This window comes from Bartonella sp. AP150HLJHH (assembly GCF_042196385.1).
Taxonomy (GTDB): domain Bacteria; phylum Pseudomonadota; class Alphaproteobacteria; order Rhizobiales; family Rhizobiaceae; genus Bartonella.
Genome location: NZ_JBHIQC010000012.1, coordinates 36,381 through 57,400 on the forward strand (window position 1 = coordinate 36,381; position 21,020 = coordinate 57,400).

Here is a 21,020-nt window from a genome sequence, read left to right on the forward strand (position 1 = left end):
AGAATAATGGGATAAGGGTATGTAAGCTCATGACGAATATAACATCTGTGACGAATCTTCAAGACATAGATAAAAATACTTATAACGATGAGTTGTATCGTTTAAGTAAGGTATATATTTTTTTAGGGATTACAATTATTGTATTGGCTTTACTTACGGCCTCTGTTTCATTTATTATTCTTATTGGATTAACTCCTGTTGTTCCCAGTAGAACAGTAACCCTTATTCTTATAGGAATTAATAGTTTTTGGGTTTTAGGGCTTATTGTCATCGTTTTTTATGAGATGATACCGATCATTCGTGCTTGGCGTTCAAGGCGTGCAGGATCGCGTCTTCATGTGCGCCTTATTTCATTGTTTGCACTTGTTGCGACAATGCCAGCTGTTGCTGTAGCTCTTGTATCGGGTCCAGCACTAAATTTGGGACTTGATCGATGGTTTGATACAACAACGCGGCAAATTGTGGGCTCTTCTATTGATTTAGCAAATGCTTATGCAGATGAAATGCTCCAAAATTTAAAAAATTTATCCTACGCGATGGCATTTGCACTTGATAACAAAAAACTCTTAGAACGTAATCCAGCTGAATATAGGATGCAATTGACGCGTCATGCTCTAGGACGCAATTTGCGTGGTGCATTTTTGTTAAGTTCTAGTGGAGCTATTTTTGTATCGAGTGCTCTTGGTGATGAAGATAAACTGCCAATTCCTCCTTCTCATCTTATTGAACGTGCAACCAGTGCGAGACCTTTTTCTTTTCAACCAGGCGTCCATGATTATTTTGGTATTATTTTAAAATTTACCAATATTCCAAACACATTTTTATATTTGGTGCGTGACGTTGATAAAGGTGTTTTATCTGCTTTGCGTTTGACGGAAGTTAATACAGATCGTTATCGTGATTTAAATGAGAATCGCCTGCTGACACAGATTGCATTTGGTATGCTTTATTTGTGTCTTTTTTTTAGTTTATTCTTATCAGCCATTTGGGCTGCTATTGCTGTTGCTGATCGCTTAGTACGTCCTATTCGTCTTCTCATTAGTGCTGCCGATGATGTTGCTTCTGGAAATATGGAAATTTTCGTGCCAGTACGAGCAAAAGATGGAGATATTGGGCAATTATCCAAAACTTTTAATTACATGGTCAGTGAATTGAAAAGTCGGCGTAATGAATTGATTGCAGTGCGTGATCAAATTGATGAAAGACGGCGTTTTTCTGAAGCTGTGTTATCGGGTGTAACAGCGGGAGTAGCAGGTATAGATGATAATGGTGATATCACCATTATCAATCGGTCTATTGAAGCGATGTTTGATATTCGCTCAGAGCGCGTTGTTGGAAAAAGTCTTTTATCTTTAAGCGCTGAAATTTGGCAGGTTTTTCAGTTTGTGCGTTCATTGGATCGTAAAAACCATCGTGAGCAGGTCACTTTAAACGTTGCAGGAAAAGAGCGTGTCTGTAATGTCCAAGTTACGATGGAGGAGGATGATGGACAAGGGCAATCTTGGGTTCTAACAATTGATGATATTACAGATCTTGTTGCAGCGCAACGTACAGCGGCGTGGGCGGATATTGCGCGGCGTATTGCACACGAAATTAAAAATCCTCTTACACCTATTCAGTTATCCGCTGAACGCATTCGTAAACGTTATAACAAAGCTATTACACAAGATAGAGAGGTCTTTGAGCGGTGTATTGACACAATTATTCGGCAGGTTGGAGATATTGGGCGTATGGTTGATGAGTTTTCCTCTTTTGCACGTATGCCCAAACCCAAAATGCATATTTTAGATATACGAGAATTGTTGCGCGAAGCATGTTTCTTGATAGAGGTGACGCGACATGATATTCATTTTGAGCAAGATTTAGGAACTCTACCACTTATGGGTGCATTTGATAACCGTCTCATTGTACAGGCTTTTTGCAATGTTATCAAAAACGCGAGCGAATCCATAGATTCAGTTATGCGAGAGGAAAATATTCACGGTCATATTCTTATCCGTTCTTATCGTCAGGGAGAATGGGTGGTTGTGGATGTTGTTGATAACGGGAAAGGACTTCCTAAAGAGCAAAGACAAAAGTTATTAGAACCCTATATAACAACGCGGGAAAAAGGAACAGGGCTGGGGTTAGCTATTGTGCGCAAAGTTATTGAAGATCACGGTGGTTTCATGGAGCTTCATGATGCACCGGAGAGTTTTTATGAAGGTCGTGGTGCGATGATCCGTTTGATATTTCCAGCGGATGGGGGTAAGCAGGGTAATATTATACAAGCCATAAATCATAAGATAGGGGAATAGTATGGTATCAGATATCTTGATTGTTGATGATGAAGCAGATATTCGTGAGCTTGTTGCTGGTATTTTAGATGATGAAGGTTATGAAACGCGTGTTGCTTGTAACTCTGATGAAGCATTGGCTCAAATTAGTGAGCGTATTCCAAAGCTCATTTTTTTGGATATTTGGCTACAGGGTAGTCGTCTCGATGGTTTAGCACTGCTTGATGAAATTAAAACACAATATCCGGCTCTTCCGGTTGTTATGATCTCTGGTCATGGTAATATTGAGACGGCTGTTTCCGCTATAAAGCGAGGGGCATATGATTTCATTGAAAAACCTTTTAAAGCTGATAGACTTGTATTGGTTGCAGAGAGAACACTTGAAAATTCAAATTTAAAACGTGAGCTTTTAGAATTGCGAAAGCGTTCGAACGAGACATTAGAGTTGCTCGGAAAATCGACAGTTATAAAAAATTTGCGTCAAATCATAGAAAAAGTAGCACCAACCAATAGTCGCATCATGATAACAGGTCCTTCAGGGGCAGGAAAAGAGACTGTTGCACGAGCTATTCATGCGCTCTCAACGCGTTCGAATGGGCCATTTGTTACAATAAATGCTGCAACGATTACTCCGGAAAGAATGGAAATAGAGCTGTTTGGCAGCGAAATGGAGGGAAGAGAGCGTAAAATTGGTGCCTTAGAGGAAGCTCATGGCGGTATCTTATATCTTGATGAAATTGCTGACATGCCGCGTGAGACTCAAGGGAAGATTCTTCGGGTTTTAACGGGGCAAACATTTGAGAGAATTGGCGGCACAAAACGTGTTAAGGTGGATGTCCGTATCATTTCTTCGACAGCGCAAAATCTTGAAAACCTCATTTCTGATGGGCGCTTTAGGGAGGATCTTTTTCACCGTCTTTCCGTTGTTCCTATTGTTGTTCCGCCCCTTTCAGCGCGTCGTGAAGATATTCCAGAACTTGTACATCATTTTGTAAAAACAATATCACAGCAGGTTGGGATTAAACCGCGTGCAATCAGTGATGATGTGATTGCTATTTTGCAAACGCACGCTTGGCCGGGTAATGTGCGGCAATTACGTAATAATATTGAGCGTCTTCTTATTCTTGTGCGGGATGGTGATGGTCCTATAACAGCGGACTTTCTTCCCAGTGAAGTAAGTGATTCTTTGCCACGTCTTCAAATGGATTCAGATGAAAGTATAATGGATTTGCCGTTACGTGAAGCTCGAGAATTATTTGAAAAGAGATATTTAGTGGCGCAGATTGGGCGTTTGGGTGGAAATATATCACGTACTGCTGAATTTATAGGCATGGAGCGTTCAGCTTTGCACCGTAAACTTAAAGCGCTTGGAGTTTCTTAAAGCGATGCGTATTATTATTTGTGGAGCAGGACAGGTTGGTTATGGGATAGCAGAGCGTCTTGCTGCTGAAAATCACGATGTTACTGTTATTGATATTGAAACGAGATTAATTGAAAAGATTCGCGATACATTGGATGTGAGAGGTTTTGTTGGTCACGGTTCACGGCCTGAAGTTCTTTTGGCTGCAGATGCAGACAAAGCTGATATGTTGATTGCTGTCACTTTGTTTGATGAAGTTAATATGGTAGCTTGCCAAGTAGCACATTCATTATTTAATGTGCCCACAAAAATTGCTCGTATTCGCTCACAATCTTATTTAGAACCACGTTATAAGACGCTTTTTTCCAGAGAGAATATTCCCATTGATGTGGTTATTTCGCCAGAAGTTGAAGTTGGGGAAATGGTTTTGCGCCGTATTGCTTTACCTGGTGCAATAGATGTTCTTTATTTTTGTAATGATGATATTGTGGCACTAGCTTTGGAATGCATGGAAGATTGTCCCGTTATTAATACACCTTTGCGTCAATTAACAGAGCTTTTTCCAGATCTTCATACGACGGTTACTGCTATTAAACGTGGCGCGGAATTATTGGTTGCACATTCAGAAACGCAATTACGCGTTGGTGATATAACCTATCTTGTTGTTTCTCGTGAACAGATGCGTCGTGCTGTTGGGCTTTTTGGTCATAAAGAGCAAGATGCCCACCGCATGATTATTGCAGGGGGTGGTCACATTGGCCTTTATGTTGCACAGGCTATTGAAAAGCGTTTTCATAAATTAAAATTGAAGATTATAGAAGCGCATAGAGAAAGAGCCCTCACAATTGCTGATCAGCTTGAAAAAACAACAGTTTTATACGGTAACGTGTTAGATCCAGTGATTCTTCAAGATGCGGGAATTGATCAGTCCGATTTAATGATTACATTGACCAATCAAGATCAGGTTAATCTCTTAAGCGCTATTATTGCTAAAAGATTGGGCTGCAAAGCCAATATGGTATTGATTAATAATGTTGCCTATCAAGAATTTAGTCGTGCTGTTGGTGTGGATGCATATCTTAATCCCCATAGTGTTACAATATCGAGAATTTTGCAACAAATGCGCCGTGGGCGTATTCGTTCTGTTCATTCAGTTTTTAATGGCCGAGCAGAAATTATTGAAGCTGAAGTGATGCAAACATCTTCACTGGTTGGTAAGTCATTATCAGAGCTCAATTTATCAGATGGTTTGAGAATTGGTGCAATTTATCGCAATAAGACAATAATACAGCTTTCGGCAGATACGCGTATTTTGTCTGGTGATAGAATAGTGATTTTTGCTCTTGCTGATAGGGTTCGTGATGTTGAACAACTCTTTCGCGTAAGTTTAGAATATTTTTGATGTATTATCTATGGATATTTGTACTTTTTGGTATAGTGGACAATTAAGATTGGTAGATAGGCTTTGTTTGTCTTCAATGGTTAAAACTGGACAGCGCGTTAAGCTTTTTAGTTATGATAAAAAAATAGATAATCTCCCTGCTGGTGTTGAGCTGTATGAAGCCGAATCAATTTTACCACGCTCAGCAATTTATCGCCTTGATCCCGATTTTTCTGATGATAAACTAGGGTGTACAATTGTTCAGTTCTCGGATTTTTTTCGTGTTATGCTGATGAAATATCAACAAGGTGTTTGGTTAGATACAGATGTTTACCTTGTTAAACAATTTCATCCAGATGCGGATAAGGTTTGGTTGGCAAGAGAAAATAATACAAGAGTAGGCGTTTCTGCACTTTATTTTCCGCCCAATAACCCTATTATAAAAATATTTGAGGATTATTGGGCAGGTGCAGAAATTATTCCTCATTGGCTTGGGTTTAAGCGTCGTGTTTGGAGACCGTTCTGGTTAAAGAGGAAAAAAATGCCGATTTTACCGGGAAATCTTGGCGTTACAATATTTGGCAATGATGGTATTTCACGATTAGCAAAACGATATGGTTTTTTTCATGAAGCAAAGGAAAAGGAAACTTTTTATTATTGGACTGGGCGAAAAACTGAACGTATTTTTGAACCAGCTTTTGGCGTAAAGCCGCTTACAGATTCACGCTTGATAGGTTTTCATATTCACAGAAAGACAAAGACTACGAAAAGACCTCAGGAAGGAAGTTTTTACCATTGGGCGGTATCTCGCATTCCGGATGTTCATCATTTGTTTAGGTAGAGTTATTATTGCTATTTTAACTATTGAGATTTTAATCTATCTTATACAATCTCTTGATTGTAGCTTGCACAAGAGAGTAATGTTAACATATGGACAAAAACATTGAATGTGTAAAGAGCGGTTGTTATATGAACGGAAAGTAAAAATATGAGTGATCCAATGAAAACAGCATTAAGCCTTGTTCCTATGGTTATTGAACAAACAAATCGTGGTGAACGGGCCTATGATATTTTTTCCCGTCTTTTAAAGGAACGGATTATTTTTATTAATGGACCTGTTGAAGATGGTATGGCAATGCTTGTTTGTGCACAATTGCTTTTTTTGGAAGCGGAAAATCCTAAAAAAGAAATTAGTCTTTATATTAATTCTCCAGGTGGTGTCGTAACATCTGGTATGGCTATTTATGATACTATGCAGTTTATTCGCCCTCCTGTTTCTACGCTTTGCATGGGGCAAGCGGCATCTATGGGGTCTTTATTATTAACGGCTGGAGCAAAAGGTCATCGTTTTACATTGCCAAACGCACGTATTATGGTGCATCAACCATCTGGTGGTTTTCAAGGTCAAGCTTCAGATATTGAGCGACATGCGCAAGATATTATAAAGATGAAACGGCGTTTAAATGAAATTTATGTTCAACATACGAGTCAAGATTATGAGATTATAGAGAGAACTCTCGATCGCGATCATTTTATGACAGCAGAAGAAGCCAAAGCGTTTGGCTTAGTTGATGATGTTATACAATACCGTGCAGAAACTGAAAAAGAAGAAAAAGATTAAGAGTTTTTATAGAAAAAATAGCTACTTTAAATCAAAGAGTTTTATAAAAAATATCGCAAAATAAGAGAAACACCTAAAAGTATTGAGACATGCATGGTTTTCTATATGTCTTTTAGTTTTCATGATGAAAAGCTTCCTTTGAAAAGGCAAAGTGTTCATATATTGTGGTGAAAGGAAAGAAAAATGAGCAAAATTAGCAATAGCGGGAACGAATCAAAAAATACTCTCTATTGCTCGTTCTGCGGCAAGAGTCAGCATGAGGTGCGTAAGCTCATTGCGGGGCCTACTGTATTTATCTGTGATGAATGTGTAGAGCTTTGCATGGATATTATTCGGGAAGAAAATAAGTCTTCTGGGGTTAAGGTGCGTGATGGTGTTCCTACGCCACAGGAAATTATAACAGTTCTTGATGACTATGTTATTGGTCAGCAGCATGCAAAGCGTGTTCTTTCTGTTGCTGTTCATAATCATTATAAACGGTTGGCGCATCAGTCTAAAAGCAATGATATTGAGTTGGCTAAATCAAATATTCTTCTTGTTGGTCCAACGGGTTGTGGTAAAACTTATCTTGCACAAACATTAGCACGTATTATTGATGTGCCTTTTACGATGGCGGATGCGACCACTTTGACTGAAGCAGGTTATGTGGGGGAAGATGTTGAAAATATTATTCTTAAGCTCCTTCAAGCAGCAGATTATAATGTTGAACGTGCACAGCGTGGTATTGTTTATATCGATGAGGTTGATAAGATTTCTCGTAAAGCAGATAATCCTTCTATTACAAGAGATGTTTCGGGGGAAGGAGTTCAGCAAGCGTTATTAAAAATTATGGAAGGAACGATTGCTTCTGTTCCTCCTCAAGGTGGACGTAAGCATCCGCAACAAGAGTTTCTTCAGGTTGACACCACAAACATCTTATTCATTTGTGGGGGAGCTTTTGCAGGTTTAGAACGGATTATTTCAGGGCGTGGTGAAAAAACTTCTATTGGTTTTTCTGCAACCGTTAAGGCTCCTGATGAGCGTTGTGTCGGTGAAATTTTTCGTGATTTAGAGCCTGAAGATCTTATAAAATTTGGTTTAATACCAGAATTTATTGGACGCCTTCCTATAGTCGCTACCTTAGAGGATTTAGATGTTAACGCCCTCATGCAAATTTTATCACAACCTAAAAATGCGTTAGTAAAGCAATATCAGCGTCTTTTTGAAATGGAGAATGTCGAGTTAGCATTTCATGAAGATGCTTTACGTGTTATTGCAAAGAAAGCAATTGAACGTAAAACTGGTGCTCGTGGTTTACGTTCAATTATGGAGAAGATCCTTCTTGAGACGATGTTTGAGCTACCGGCTCTTGAAGGCGTTCAAAAAGTGGTTATTTCGAGTGATGTCGTTGATGGGAAAGCGCGTCCTCTTTATATTTACTCAGAACGTGCAGAAGATAAAGAAAATGTATCAGCATGACATTGTGCTATGCACAATATAAAAGGTGGTAATGAATGGTATTTGATGGGTGTTTCTAATAATATCATTATAATGCTTGATTTATCTATGAGTAATTACCACTTCATGTACAGTGAAGAGCTGAGGTTTTCTAAAGGTGGGCTGATTGTTGTAGATAGCTCATAGGCTCCAGAAAGGAGAGTTATGCAATATATTGATGAAAAGACAGATGAAGTAAGAGATGGGGTTTATGCTGTTTTACCTCTTCGTGATATTGTTGTCTTCCCCCATATGATTGTTCCACTTTTTGTGGGCCGCGAAAAATCAATTCGTGCTCTTGAAGAAACGATGGCGGTTGATAAGCAAATACTATTGGTGACACAAAAAAATGCTTCTGATGACGATCCAAAATCAGAGGATATTTATCATATTGGTACATTTGCTAATATTCTTCAACTTTTAAAGCTTCCTGATGGTACTGTAAAGGTTTTGGTTGAAGGAACTGCACGTGCAAAAATTAGTCAATTTGCTTTAAGTGAAGGTTATCATCAGGCTTTTGCAACTGTTACAGAAGAACCTAGAGAGAGTGATGTTGAGATTGAAGCTCTTTCAAGGTCAGTGATTACTTATTTTGAAAACTATGTAAAGCTTAATAAAAAAATCTCTCCTGAAGTTGTGAATGCGATTGGCCAGCTTGATAATCCTTCTAAGCTTGCCGATACGATTGCTTCTCATTTGATGATTAAACTTGCAGAAAAACAGGAAATATTAGAGCTCTTACCTGTGCGGGCCCGTCTTGAACGTGTTTTGTCCTTCATGGAAGGAGAAATTTCTGTTTTGCAGGTTGAAAAACGTATTCGTTCGCATGTTAAAAGGCAAATGGAAAAAAACCAACGAGAATATTATCTCAATGAGCAGATGAAGGCTATTCAAAAAGAGTTAGGAGCAGGTGATGATAGCCGAGATGAACTCTCTGAATTAGAAGAGCGTATCAAGAATACAAAACTATCCAAGGAAGCGCAGGAAAAAGCTGGAGCAGAATTGAGGAAATTACGGAATATGTCTCCGATGTCTGCAGAAGCGACAGTTGTACGTAACTATCTTGATTGGTTATTAGCAATGCCTTGGGGTAAAAAATCTAAGATTAAAAACAATTTAGATTTTGCTGAAAAGGTCATGAATAATGAACATTTTGGTCTTGAAAAAGTTAAGGAGCGAATTATTGAATATTTGGCCGTACAAAGTCGCGCGTCAAAGATAAAAGGTCCCATTATTTGTTTGTTAGGTCCTCCAGGTGTAGGGAAAACATCATTAGCGCGCTCTATTGCAAAGGCAACGGGACGTGAGTATGTTCGTATCTCATTGGGAGGTGTCCGAGATGAAGCAGAAATTCGTGGACATCGCCGAACATATATTGGCTCGATGCCTGGAAAAATTATCCAGTCTATGAAAAAAGCAAAAAAATCTAATCCGCTTTTCTTGCTTGATGAAATTGATAAAATGGGCCAAGATTTTCGTGGCGATCCTTCATCCGCTTTATTAGAAGTTCTTGATCCTGAACAAAATGGTACATTCATTGATCACTATTTGGAAGTTGAATATGATCTTTCTGATGTCATGTTTATCACAACTGCCAATACGCTTAATATTCCAGGTCCGTTAATGGATCGTATGGAAATTATTCGTATCGCTGGTTATACTGAATGTGAGAAAATGGAAATTGTTAAACAGCATCTTTTACCAAAGGCACTAAAAGATCACTGTTTGTCTAAAAAAGAACTCAGTATTTCTGATGGAGCACTAAGGTCAATTATTCAGTTTTATACACGTGAGGCAGGCGTTCGTAACCTTGAACGTGAACTCATGAAAATTTCCCGCAAATCCGTTACAAAAATTCTCAAAACACATCAAAAATCTGTAAAAGTTACAGAAAGTAATATTCATGATTTCTTGGGTGTTAAACGTTATCATTACAATCAGATTGAAGGAGAAAATCAAGTTGGTGTTGTAACAGGTCTTGCGTGGACAGAAGTCGGTGGAGAGTTATTGACCATTGAAGGAGTTATGATGCCCGGCAAAGGGAAGATGACTGTAACTGGAAATTTACGTGATATTATGAAAGAGTCCATTTCAGCGGCAGCATCTTATGTACGTTCTCGTGCTGTTGATTTTGGTATTGAACCTCCACTTTTTGAAAAACGCGATATCCATGTTCATGTTCCAGAGGGTGCGACACCAAAAGATGGCCCATCGGCTGGGATTGCAATGGTGACAGCAATTGTTTCGGTCCTTACAGGAGTAGCTGTGCATAAAGATATTGCAATGACTGGTGAAATTACTTTACGTGGACGCGTTTTACCCATTGGTGGATTAAAAGAAAAACTCTTAGCAGCTCTTCGAGGAGGGATAAAAAAAGTACTTATTCCTGAAGAAAATGCAAAAGATTTGGTTGATATTCCTGATGATGTCAAAAATAATATGGAAATTATTCCGGTAAATCATGTGAGTGAAGTTTTGAAACACGCTTTGGTTCGTTTTCCAGACACTATTGAATGGAAAGAACCCTCTGCAGGGGCTGTGCCAATCCGGTCAGAGAGCAGTGATAGTGAAGGAATACAGATTGCGCACTGATTCACTTATCTCATTTATAACGGCATTTTTTAGGTGGTAGAAGGTGTTGTTGAGGTTATTATTCTGTTTTTTGTTGGAAAAAGTGAAAAATTCCGTGAATAACTGTGATTATTGCTAAAAAAACAATGTTTTGGATAAAAATAAGACTTCTGTTTGCTGTACTTTTCAATAAACTGACCAATAACATGATTAAGTCATGTTCAGGTAATATAGGGAAAGGAAATATTTTATGAATAAAAGTGAATTCGTTAGCTCCGTTGCTGAAAAGGCAGGTGTTTCGAAAGCGCAAGCTGGTGCTGTTGTTGATGCTTTTATGGCTTCTGTAACAGAAGCTTTGGCTTCAGGGGGGGATGTTCGTCTTCCAGGTTTTGGCACTTTTGAAGTTTCTCATCGTGCTGCAACAAAGGGGCGTAATCCTTCAACTGGTGCTGAAATCGATATTCCAGCACGTTCTGTACCCAAATTTTCTGCAGGAAAAAGCCTTAAAGAAGCAGTTAATAAAAAATAATTTAAGCTACATTAAAAAAAACCCGATTTATTTATAAGCGGGTTTTTTTAACACATGTGTTATGCTTGTTTTTCACATAAAACTTTGAGATCCTTGCGATATTTTTATTTTCATGTATTGCTGGAAATATATTGTTTTTAGTCATTTTCAATGAAATATTGCACTGTTTTAATTGAGCGCGGGTATGGCTTATAAAATGTAATTATTAACTTTTATTACGCTGAAGTGTTACGGTATTTATTTCAAAACAAGATCCGTAAATAACATGAGGCGGAAAACTCTGTAAAGTCCATAAAAGTTATTATATATCACCATTTACGCTTAATAAAAGTGCATGTTGGTGCCACCGTGCTATCTATTTTCTCAGTTCCTATAATGTTGCGACTAGCCCCAGATATCTGAGACGAGTGCATAAGGGATAGTTTTATTCTTTTACTCTTATACGCCAACCTTTCTTGTGACGCACCAAGAGGATAATTTTATTGATTTATTATAAGATCCTGAAATAAAAAAATCTTTTGATATTCAGATGTATTTTCCATTTATTTATTTTGATTATTCATAATATATTTATATAATTATTTTGTTTTTAGTCATTAAATCATATTAAATTATTGATAGCGGTAAAGTTTTTTTATAGCCAAAAGTTATTTTACAGCATCTACATAATTGAATAAATGATGAAACGTAGGGTAGTATTTATTGATTGGGGGAGACAGTCTTTAAAAGGCTTTAGAATGATTTTTTCACGAGAGTCATAAAGATCTATTCAGTAGGAGAGAGGCGAATCGTGTGTTTTTTATAAACAGGAGCTCTTTGATTCTTTATTTGCTAACCACTGAGTACAATCATTGAGAGCTCTCGCTGTTATAGCTTGTTTTTTTACTAATTTTTTTTCTTTACTTGGTAAGCGTTTTCCTGAATGTTTAATAGAAGAAGCAATAGGCGGAAAGAGTCCGAAATTGATATTCATTGGCTGAAAAGATTGTGTTTCTGCTTTTTCATCTATGATGTGTCCCCCTGTAATATGATTCAAAAGGGCTCCGAATGCTGTAGTTTGTGGGGGTAGGCAAGGGGAAATATGATGATATTCGGCAGCAGCAAAACGTCCAGCAAGAAGCCCTATTGCCGCTGATTCTACATAACCTTCACATCCGGTAATTTGCCCTGCAAAGCGTAGTTGTTTTTTTTGTTTTAAACGAAGGGTTTGATCAAGAATAATTGGCGAGTTGAGGTAGGTATTGCGGTGAAGACCACCAAGACGCGCAAACTCTGCTTTTTCAAGACCGGGAATCATTCTAAAAATGCGAATTTGTTCACCATATTTCAATTTTGTCTGAAAGCCGACCATATTATAAAGCGTTCCAAGTTTATTATCTTGGCGTAATTGAACGACAGCATAGGGTTTAACTGTAGGGTTATGGGCATTAGTTAAGCCCATAGGTTTCATAGGACCATGTCTTAACGTTTCAAGTCCGCGCTCAGCCATAATTTCAATGGGGAGGCATCCATCAAAATAGGGCGTTTTTTCAAAGTCACGAAACTCTGTTTTTTCAGCATTTTTTAACGTTTCAACGAATGTTTCATATTGTTCTTTGTTGAGGGGACAATTAAGATAGTCTTTTCCTGTTCCCTCAGGACCAATTTTATCATAGCGAGACTGATACCAACAAATGTTGATATCAATACTGTCGGTATGGATAATAGGTGCAATTGCATCAAAAAAAGAAAGAGCTTTTATACCGGTTATTGCTTGTAATTTTTGAGCAAGTGCAGGCGATGTAAGGGGGCCTGTTGCAATGACAACATGTTTCCAAGCTTTAGGAATTTCTTGAACTTCTTCACGTTTGATTGTTATAAGAGGGTGGTTTTCAAGTGCTGTCGTAACGGTTTTTGAAAATCCATCACGGTCAACAGCAAGAGCACTACCTGCGGGAACTTTGTTGGTATCAGCAGCTTTCATAATTAACGATTTTGCTAATCGCATTTCAGCATGTAAAAGCCCTACGGCATTTGTTAATGAATCATCGCAACGAAACGAATTTGAACAAACCAGTTCTGCCAATTTATCGGTTTTATGGGCATCTGATTTTTTTTCGGGTCGCATTTCATGCAAAACAACAGAAATTCCTGACTGAGCGATTTGCCAGCTTGCTTCACACCCCGCAAGACCGCCACCGATGATATGAATTGGGATATCAAATGTCTTTAACATAATTGACTTTTAGCGTAAGCAGTTATGTATGAAAAGCATAGATTTTGTTTTTTTTAATATATTTGTTTGCTTTTTTTCTGTAATTAATGGTATAGAAACGCCGCTTGTATAAGGTTATTAGCTTGTAAGTTTGAGCGGATGTGGCGAAATTGGTAGACGCACCAGATTTAGGTTCTGGCGGGAGACCGTGGGGGTTCGAGTCCCTCCATCCGCACCAAAGCAATCCCTTAAGTGCTACGGATTTCTACGTGTCTGAAATTCCGCTTCATGGTAAATGTAACACTCGAAGTGTTAGAATGTAATGATTATTAGAGTGGGTTGATCCCTCTCCTTAGAAAAATGAAGGTGTTTAATGCAGGTTACCGAGACGCTTAATGAAGGACTGAAGCGCGAAATTAAGATCGTGGTTCCAGCGAAAGATTTAGAAGAAAAGTTGAATGAACGATTGGATGATACCAAGGGAAAAATCAAGCTTAATGGTTTTCGTCCCGGTAAAGTGCCTAGTGGGCATTTGCGAAAAATGTATGGTAAATCCTTTATGGCGGAGATTCTCAATGAGATACTCAGTGATGCACCCCGTTCTATTTTAGCGGACCGCAATGAACGTGCAGCGATGCAGCCAAAAATTGATATAGATGAAGATGAAAAAATTCTAGATGGCAAAGCTGATTTTACTTTTAGTTTAAAGTATGAAGTTTTACCAAAAATTGACATTAAAGATTTTGAACATATTACGGTTATCCGTGAAATTGCAATTATTCCTGAACAGGATATTGATGATCAAGTCAATCGCGTCCTTTCTTCTACGCGTAATTATTCTCTAAAAGAGGGGAATTCTGAAGAAGGTGATCGCATTACCATAGATTATCAAGGTAAGCTTGAAGGCGTTCCATTTGAAGGTGGGGCAGATAGTGATGCACAACTGATTCTTGGGTCAAAACAATTTATTCCTGGTTTTGAAGAGCAATTGGTTGGTGTGAAAGCTGGGGATGTAAAAACGATTTTTGTTAAATTTCCTGATAATTACAGTGCGGCACATTTGGCGGGACGGGAAGCAGAGTTTGACATTACTGTCAAAGCTGTCTTTAAACCAGATGAATTAAAAATTGATGATGAAGCAGCGCAAAAAGTTGGTTTAGAGTCTCTAGATCGCTTACGTGAGGTCGTTCGTGGGCAGATTGAAAGCCAATATGGTTCAGTGACACGTCAAAAAGTTAAGCGTCAAATTCTTGATGCTTTAGATGCTGATTATAATTTTGAGATTCCTGAAGAACTTTTAGAGGTTGAGTTTAACAATATATGGGCTCAGGTTAATGATGATTTGAAAAAGGCTGGGCGCAGTTTTGAAGATGAAGGTATTACAGAAGAAAAGGCACGTGAGGAATATCGTGTCCTTGCGCAGCGTCGTGTTCGTCTTGGTTTGGTGCTTTCTGAAATTGGAATGAAGGTTGGTGTTAAAGTTAGTGAGGATGAGCTAAAAGCAGCAGTTTTTGATCAGGTTCGCCAATATCCAGGACAAGAGAAAGAGATTATGGATTTTTTCCGTAAGACTCCGGAAGCTGTTGAAAATCTACGTGCTCCGATTTTTGAAGAAAAGGTCATTGATCATTTATTAGCACAGATAAAAGTCACAGATAAAGAAGTGACGGTTGAAGAGTTGATGAAAGAATATGACGAATTAGATGTCCCTGAAGAAAAGCCGGCAAAGAAAAAGTCTGCAGTGAAAGAAACGTCTACAGAGAAAAAAACCGCTAAGAAAAAGGCTCCTAAAAAAGCTTAATATTTATGCAAACAACACAAGCCCGATAAAATCGGGCTTGTGTTGTAAGATTTATATCCTAGGATTGCACTGAGAGAATGGTTTTAGATAAGCCATGAGTGAATTTTAAAATATTGGTAGTGGATTGGCAATGAGCATCATTGATACGCGTACTCCTGATTCTAAGCGTTTTATTTCTGGAGTTACAGGTGATTGGGAAGTCATCATTGGCATGGAAGTTCATGCGCAAATCATATCAAATTCGAAACTTTTTTCAGGAGCATCAACCAAATTTGGTGCAGAGCCGAACAATCATGTATCACTTATTGATGCAGCCATGCCAGGTATGTTGCCTGTTCTTAATCAAGAATGTGTTCGTCAAGCGGTTCGAACGGGGTTAGGATTAAAGGCGCATATTAATTTAAAATCTGTTTTTGATCGCAAAAACTATTTTTATCCAGATTTACCGCAGGGGTATCAGATTTCTCAATTTCGCTATCCCATTGTAGGAGAGGGAAAGATTATTATATCTGTTGGTCCAGATTCAAATGGCCAATTTGAGGATATTGAAGTGGGAATTGAGAGGTTGCACCTTGAACAGGATGCTGGAAAATCGATGCACGATCAACATCCAACGATGTCTTTTGTAGATCTTAATCGTTCTGGTGTTGCTCTTATGGAAATTGTTTCCAAGCCTGATATGCGCTCATCAGATGAAGCTAAAGCCTATATGACAAAATTGCGTACGATTGTTCGTTATTTGGGCACTTGCGATGGCAATATGGATGAAGGTTCTATGCGTGCAGATGTCAATGTATCTGTTCGTCGTCCTGGTGAAGGTTTTGGAACGCGCTGTGAAATTAAAAACGTTAATTCTATTCGCTTTATTGGTCAAGCAATTGAATATGAAGCGCGTCGTCAGATCGCAATTTTAGAAGATGGAGGCGTCATAGATCAAGAGACTCGGCTTTTTGATGCCGCTAAAGGTGAAACGCGCTCTATGCGCTCAAAGGAAGAAGCGCATGACTATCGTTATTTTCCTGATCCTGATCTTTTACCATTAGAATTTGATCAAGCATTTGTGGATGCTTTGGCAGCGGACTTACCAGAATTGCCTGACGCTATAAAAGCACGTTTTGTTAAGGAAATGGGATTGACAGTGTATGATGCTTCCATTCTTGTGACAGAAAAGGCTATTGCTGATTATTTTGAAGAAGTAGCACGTGGGCGTGATGGAAAAATAGTTGCCAATTGGGTGATTAACGACCTTTTAGGGGCTTTAAATAAAGATAATCGTGAGATTGAAGAGTCACCAGTATCGCCAAATCAATTGGGAAGCATTATTGATCTTATAAAAGAAGGAGTTATTTCTGGAAAAATTGCCAAAGATCTTTTTGAGATTATTTGGAATGAGGGGGGAGATGCACGCCAAATTGTAGAAGAACGAAATATGAAGCAGGTAACGGATACAAAGGCTATTGAAAGAGCTGTTGATGAGATCGTTGCCAATAATTCTGATAAAGTTGCGCAAGCAAAGCACAAACCTGCTTTAGCTGGTTGGTTTGTTGGACAGGTAATGAAAGTAACAGGTGGTAAGGCAAATCCCCAAGCTGTTAATGAATTGGTTAAGATGAAACTTGGCATAGATTAAATTTTATGGGGTGGAGAAGAAGCCATACATATGATATCTTCTTGAAATTAAAGGATAGCACGTTAACCTATCAATTGGAATTGTAGTTGAATTTACTAGTAACTTTTTCGATAATTTCAATCGTTAATAATTTTATTCCAACGATTAATTTCATGAGCGCACTAAATGAATGGAATAGCAGATGGTTCGTTTTTTTAAGCAAATCTTCACATGGTGGAATGGCAATACCATTGGTACGCGTTTTTTCACATGGCGCAAAGGTAAGCGGATAGGGGAAGATCAATTTGGAAATATATATTATGAAGGAGGACTTCATAAGGATGGTTATCCGCACCGTTGGGTTATCTATAAAGGCTATTCTGAGGCCTCTACTATTCCACCAGGTTGGCATGGCTGGATTCATCATCGCTGTGAGTGTCCACCAACACAAGAGGATTATCATCCTTATGAATGGGAAAAGCCTCATGTTGCAAATATGACAGGAACAAGTGAGGGCTATCGACCAAAGGGAGCTATCACCTCCAATGGAGAGCGTTCTTGTGTGCATGAAGATTATGATGCGTGGTCACCTAAAAAATAACATGTTTTAATGTGCGTGTGTATTTTTGTCTTATTTGACTCTATGTTATGAAAAGAATTATTTTTTAAGGTGCGATTGATTTTGATATGATGAGATTTTTTTTATTGTTAGGGGCGAGGCATTTTTTTTATATTTTTTTTATGGAAATTTTAGTGTTTTTATCCTTAAATAATGGGGTGCGGGCTGAGCGTATTAGCAATGGAATTGCTGTTTTTGCAGGTCTTGACAAAATCACGGGACGGACCACACGTTTTGAAGTTACTCTTGGTAAAATTTATCAGTACGGCGCATTACAGGTAACACCACGTGCGTGTTATACGAGCTCTAAAGATGAACCCACGCGTACAACTGGTTTTGTTGAAGTCAATGAAGTAACATTAGATAAAAAAATACGGCGTATTTTTACAGGATGGATGTTTGCAGATAGTCCTGGTTTGAACGCTGTTGAGCATCCTATTTATGATGTGTGGTTAAAGGATTGCAAGCAGAATTCTCAAGATCGTTCTCTTCAATAATTAGTGTGTTATCTATTTATAATACATTGATTTATAATGGTCCTTTATCATTTTACAACTTAATAGCAAATTCCTATGATTACCTCATTTAATTTTTTTTATATTGAATAATCCAAATTATTCTCTTGCGCGTTACAAGTGTCGGATGTGTCAATAAGACTGTCTAAAAAAGGAATAAAAAATTCCGTCATGAACTGTTTAAATTCAAAGATGCATCATTAGAATCAACATATTTTTTCAGTGTTTCATAAGAGACAGTTCTTGAATTATATCTGTTAAAGGTTGAAATGAAAGGCTTGTTTATATTTGTTAAAGAGGTGAACTGACGCTTTTGCATGTATGAGGGAAACAGATTATCAAGTAAGTAATTCATCATGAAACACTAATTATTATATCTAGAGAACACTGTATTGGTATTTTTCTCATAGAGATGTCGTTTTTCGTTCAAAGCATAGAAGCAATGCAGGCCATATTAATGGAAAAATTGAGATTTAAGATTCTTTAAAGTTTATCAATCGAAGTATAGCTTGGTTAAAAAATGCAATAATCAATATATTTCTAGTAAGAAAATAATGTTTATATATTTTTATTATACACCACCTCATAAGTGAGTTTGTCTATTCGTAAGTTCTTGTATATTGCATGGTAACTTCACATTTAAGTAAGTAGGATACCACTAAGTTTGTAAATCATATTCTTGATATCCATGCTTTTTAAAATCTTTTGTATAAAATACACGTGTTTTCATATAGAGCTATTGAAAATTTAAAAAGGGGCTTCGAAGAGGCGTTGAAAAGATTCTGCATCACTGGGAATGGTATATTTATTTTGTATAAAAGAATAACCCATTTTCTAAAAAATACGAGATTTTATACAATGAAAGTTTCTAGTCACCAACATAATGATGTTTCCCGATTGCCAAAACAACCTAAAGAACCCTTATTGAATGTTCCATTTATTATAGTTGTTTTGATAGCATTTTGTTTTTGTCTTTATTGCATTTCTCAGTATTTTTTTTCTCATCATGTTTATGTTGAAAGTCTTGAGCTTTTTTCATTTATACCAGCATTGTTTAAGAGGGATCCTGTAGCATTTTGTTATACCATGGTGAGTTATTCATTTATGCATAGTAGTTTTAAACATGTTGCTCTTAATATGGTTTGGCTTTTGGTTTTCGGCTCTCCTTTAGCAAGGCATTTTGGTGTTTTACGTTTTTTAATTTTTTGGGTGTTAACGGCAGTTATTTCTGTTTTAACTTATTTTACATTTCATCAAGAAAGTACCATATCACTTATTGGGGCGTCAGGTGCCGTATCTGGAATGATGGGTGCTATTGCACGTTACGGTTTTCCTAGTGGTAATATAGCTGTCAATGCGCAGAACGAAAAACTTTTAGGACCTTTATTATCTGTCAAAAAAGCTCTGTGTTCTAAGGGGGTTCTTGTTTATATGAGTGTATGGCTGACGACTGATTTGATCATAGGTATTTCTTCTATTTTGTTTGAAGAAAATGGCATCTCAATAGCATGGGAAGCTCATATTGGCGGGTTTTTTGCGGGTTTTTTGTTGGTTGGTTTTTTTGATGTTTCACAAAAAATTAAAAACTAGAATCTAAGATATTGATGTGCCACATAAAGAGCTATTGTTGCTGCATTTGAAACATTTAATGATTTAATATTTCCAGGCATGTCAAGGCGTGTTAAAGCGCAAACGGTTTCGCGTGTTTTTTTACGTAAACCTTTACCTTCTGCTCCTAAAACAAGAGCAATTTTATTCCCTGTTAATGCTGTTTCTAGAGGTTGGTCACCTTCTGAATCGAGACCAAAGCTTGTAAAACCTGTTTGATGAAGTTCTTGAAGAGCTTCAGCAAGGTTTCGTACGGTAATATAATGAATCATCTCCAGAGCTCCAGATGCCGCTTTCGCAAGAACACCGCTTTCGTGGGGAGAGTGACGGCAAGTTGTAATAAGTGCTTTAGCTTTCAATGCAACTGCAGAGCGCATAATAGCGCCAACATTATGTGGATCGGTAATTTGATCCATGACAATGACCAGATCAGTATTGGTTAGTTCCGACAGTTTGCATGGTTTGAGGGGGAGAGTTTCCAAAACAATACCTTGATGAACAGCCTCACTTCCAACAAGCGAATCAAGATATTTGGGGGTGCATAATATAACAGAGCAAGGATAATCTGATTCGGATATATTTAATCGTTTTAAGGCATTTTGTGTAACGTAAAGACATTTTAAAATTCTTTTTGGGTTTTCTAAAGCAGCCTGAACAGAATGAATGCCATAAAGATGGATGATCTCTTGCTGTAAAGAAGCAGCTTTCTTCTTTGGGTGTGTAAAAGATCGAGAAGGAGAGCCTTTTGTATCGCGATATCGGCGACGCAAACGAGCATAATGAGAATTTTGTGATGTTTTTTCTTTCATAGCTTCTTTATAACGTGTTAATAAGAAAAATAGAGAGAAAAAATCTATGATTTAAAATTATGAGCAGGAAATTTGTACAGAATTGTATTTATTCTGTTGACAGATACAATAGTAATCGTCATAACCACTTCGCAATCAGATTGAATTGAATGGGTATTCAAGGTGGTTGTCGTGATGTCTCATTGCGCGACTTTATCGGTGTAATGGAGGGGTGCCCGAGTGGTTAAAGGGGGCGGACTGTAAATCCGTTGCGTATGCTACGTTGGTTCGAATCCAACCCCCTCCACCATTCATCGAAGGAGAGTTAGTACGTGGGTCATGCGGGTATAGCTCAATGGTAGAGCAGCAGCCTTCCAAGCTGAATATGCGGGTTCGATTCCCGCTACCCGCTCCAAGTGGTTGTTGGTGATTGGGCAAATAGGTATGATGGAGGATATTCCATTTATAGATTTGGTGGGGTTTTCCGTCTAAGAGTTGTGGTGATTGGGCTGTTTACAGTCTGGTCAGACTTAAATTTTGCAGAATTGTCCCTAGGTGCTAATAAAAATAGGGAATAAAACAAGAGATTAATAGCAATGGCGAAGAGCAAGTTTGAACGAACAAAACCGCATGTTAATATTGGTACGATTGGTCACGTTGATCATGGGAAGA

General features: G+C 38.0%; 15 protein-coding genes, 3 tRNA genes and 1 pseudogene. 17 read left to right on the forward strand and 2 right to left on the reverse strand.

Annotation, left to right across the window (positions count from 1 at the left end):
* Positions 1 to 29 precede the first annotated feature (29 nt).
* The 8 genes from ACFING_RS06220 (at position 30) to ACFING_RS06255 (ending at position 11,214) form a co-directional block, all read left to right on the forward strand.
* Positions 30 to 2,297 (forward strand): ATP-binding protein, encoded by a 2,268-nt coding sequence (locus ACFING_RS06220; RefSeq protein WP_375630198.1) that lies wholly within the window; start codon positions 30 to 32, stop codon positions 2,295 to 2,297.
* A gap of 1 nt (position 2,298) precedes the next feature.
* Positions 2,299 to 3,657 carry a sigma-54-dependent transcriptional regulator gene (locus tag ACFING_RS06225; protein WP_375611278.1) on the forward strand — a complete coding sequence of 453 codons (1,359 nt, stop codon included), beginning with the start codon at positions 2,299 to 2,301 and terminating at the stop codon, positions 3,655 to 3,657.
* 4 nt (positions 3,658 to 3,661) lie between these two features.
* Positions 3,662 to 5,038 (forward strand): Trk system potassium transporter TrkA, encoded by a 1,377-nt coding sequence (trkA, locus tag ACFING_RS06230; RefSeq protein WP_375611279.1) that lies wholly within the window; start codon positions 3,662 to 3,664, stop codon positions 5,036 to 5,038.
* A gap of 10 nt (positions 5,039 to 5,048) precedes the next feature.
* Positions 5,049 to 5,858 carry a hypothetical protein gene (locus ACFING_RS06235; RefSeq protein ID WP_375630199.1) on the forward strand — a complete coding sequence of 270 codons (810 nt, stop codon included), beginning with the start codon at positions 5,049 to 5,051 and terminating at the stop codon, positions 5,856 to 5,858.
* Positions 5,859 to 6,005: 147 nt separating this feature from the next.
* Positions 6,006 to 6,638, forward strand: a complete 633-nt coding sequence (gene clpP / locus ACFING_RS06240; protein WP_375630200.1) for an ATP-dependent Clp endopeptidase proteolytic subunit ClpP — start codon at positions 6,006 to 6,008, stop codon at positions 6,636 to 6,638.
* Positions 6,639 to 6,821: 183 nt separating this feature from the next.
* Positions 6,822 to 8,096 carry an ATP-dependent Clp protease ATP-binding subunit ClpX gene (gene clpX / locus ACFING_RS06245; protein WP_273723371.1) on the forward strand — a complete coding sequence of 425 codons (1,275 nt, stop codon included), beginning with the start codon at positions 6,822 to 6,824 and terminating at the stop codon, positions 8,094 to 8,096.
* Positions 8,097 to 8,279: 183 nt separating this feature from the next.
* Positions 8,280 to 10,706 (forward strand): endopeptidase La, encoded by a 2,427-nt coding sequence (gene lon / locus ACFING_RS06250; protein WP_375630201.1) that lies wholly within the window; start codon positions 8,280 to 8,282, stop codon positions 10,704 to 10,706.
* A gap of 229 nt (positions 10,707 to 10,935) precedes the next feature.
* Positions 10,936 to 11,214: an HU family DNA-binding protein gene (locus ACFING_RS06255; protein ID WP_375611283.1), complete on the forward strand. Its 279-nt coding sequence runs from the start codon at positions 10,936 to 10,938 to the stop codon at positions 11,212 to 11,214.
* Positions 11,215 to 12,013: 799 nt separating this feature from the next.
* Here ACFING_RS06255 and trmFO read toward each other — a convergent pair.
* A complete protein-coding gene (gene trmFO, locus ACFING_RS06260) occupies positions 12,014 to 13,429 on the reverse strand; it encodes a methylenetetrahydrofolate--tRNA-(uracil(54)-C(5))-methyltransferase (FADH(2)-oxidizing) TrmFO (protein WP_375630202.1) in 1,416 nt (471 codons plus the stop codon).
* Positions 13,430 to 13,563: 134 nt separating this feature from the next.
* Between trmFO and ACFING_RS06265 the strand changes: the two genes are divergently transcribed.
* The 6 genes from ACFING_RS06265 to ACFING_RS06290 all read left to right on the forward strand — a co-directional run bounded on the left by ACFING_RS06265 (position 13,564) and on the right by ACFING_RS06290 (position 19,542).
* Positions 13,564 to 13,646 (forward strand) — tRNA-Leu (locus tag ACFING_RS06265).
* 135 nt (positions 13,647 to 13,781) lie between these two features.
* Positions 13,782 to 15,209, forward strand: coding sequence for a trigger factor (gene tig, locus ACFING_RS06270; protein ID WP_375630203.1), 1,428 nt, complete (start codon positions 13,782 to 13,784; stop codon positions 15,207 to 15,209).
* Positions 15,210 to 15,339: 130 nt separating this feature from the next.
* Complete coding sequence (gatB, locus tag ACFING_RS06275) at positions 15,340 to 16,839, forward strand: Asp-tRNA(Asn)/Glu-tRNA(Gln) amidotransferase subunit GatB (RefSeq protein ID WP_375620773.1); 1,500 nt, start codon at positions 15,340 to 15,342, stop codon at positions 16,837 to 16,839.
* Positions 16,840 to 17,020: 181 nt separating this feature from the next.
* Positions 17,021 to 17,419 carry an NADH:ubiquinone oxidoreductase subunit NDUFA12 gene (locus tag ACFING_RS06280; RefSeq protein ID WP_375630204.1) on the forward strand — a complete coding sequence of 133 codons (399 nt, stop codon included), beginning with the start codon at positions 17,021 to 17,023 and terminating at the stop codon, positions 17,417 to 17,419.
* 89 nt (positions 17,420 to 17,508) lie between these two features.
* Entirely contained in the window at positions 17,509 to 17,934 is a 426-nt protein-coding gene (locus ACFING_RS06285) for a DUF2155 domain-containing protein (protein ID WP_375620815.1), read from the forward strand.
* A gap of 876 nt (positions 17,935 to 18,810) precedes the next feature.
* Entirely contained in the window at positions 18,811 to 19,542 is a 732-nt protein-coding gene (locus ACFING_RS06290) for a rhomboid family intramembrane serine protease (protein WP_375630205.1), read from the forward strand.
* Here ACFING_RS06290 and ACFING_RS06295 read toward each other — a convergent pair.
* A complete protein-coding gene (locus ACFING_RS06295) occupies positions 19,539 to 20,369 on the reverse strand; it encodes a TrmH family RNA methyltransferase (protein WP_375620776.1) in 831 nt (276 codons plus the stop codon). The two genes, ACFING_RS06290 and ACFING_RS06295, sit on opposite strands and share 4 nt — an antisense overlap.
* 205 nt (positions 20,370 to 20,574) lie before the next feature.
* Between ACFING_RS06295 and ACFING_RS06300 the strand changes: the two genes are divergently transcribed.
* The 3 genes and pseudogenes from ACFING_RS06300 to ACFING_RS06310 all read left to right on the forward strand — a co-directional run.
* Positions 20,575 to 20,658: transfer RNA gene (locus ACFING_RS06300), tRNA-Tyr, on the forward strand.
* A gap of 31 nt (positions 20,659 to 20,689) precedes the next feature.
* Positions 20,690 to 20,763, forward strand: a tRNA-Gly gene (locus ACFING_RS06305).
* Positions 20,764 to 20,944: 181 nt separating this feature from the next.
* Positions 20,945 to 21,020, forward strand: a pseudogene (locus tag ACFING_RS06310) (elongation factor Tu); the annotation flags it as partial.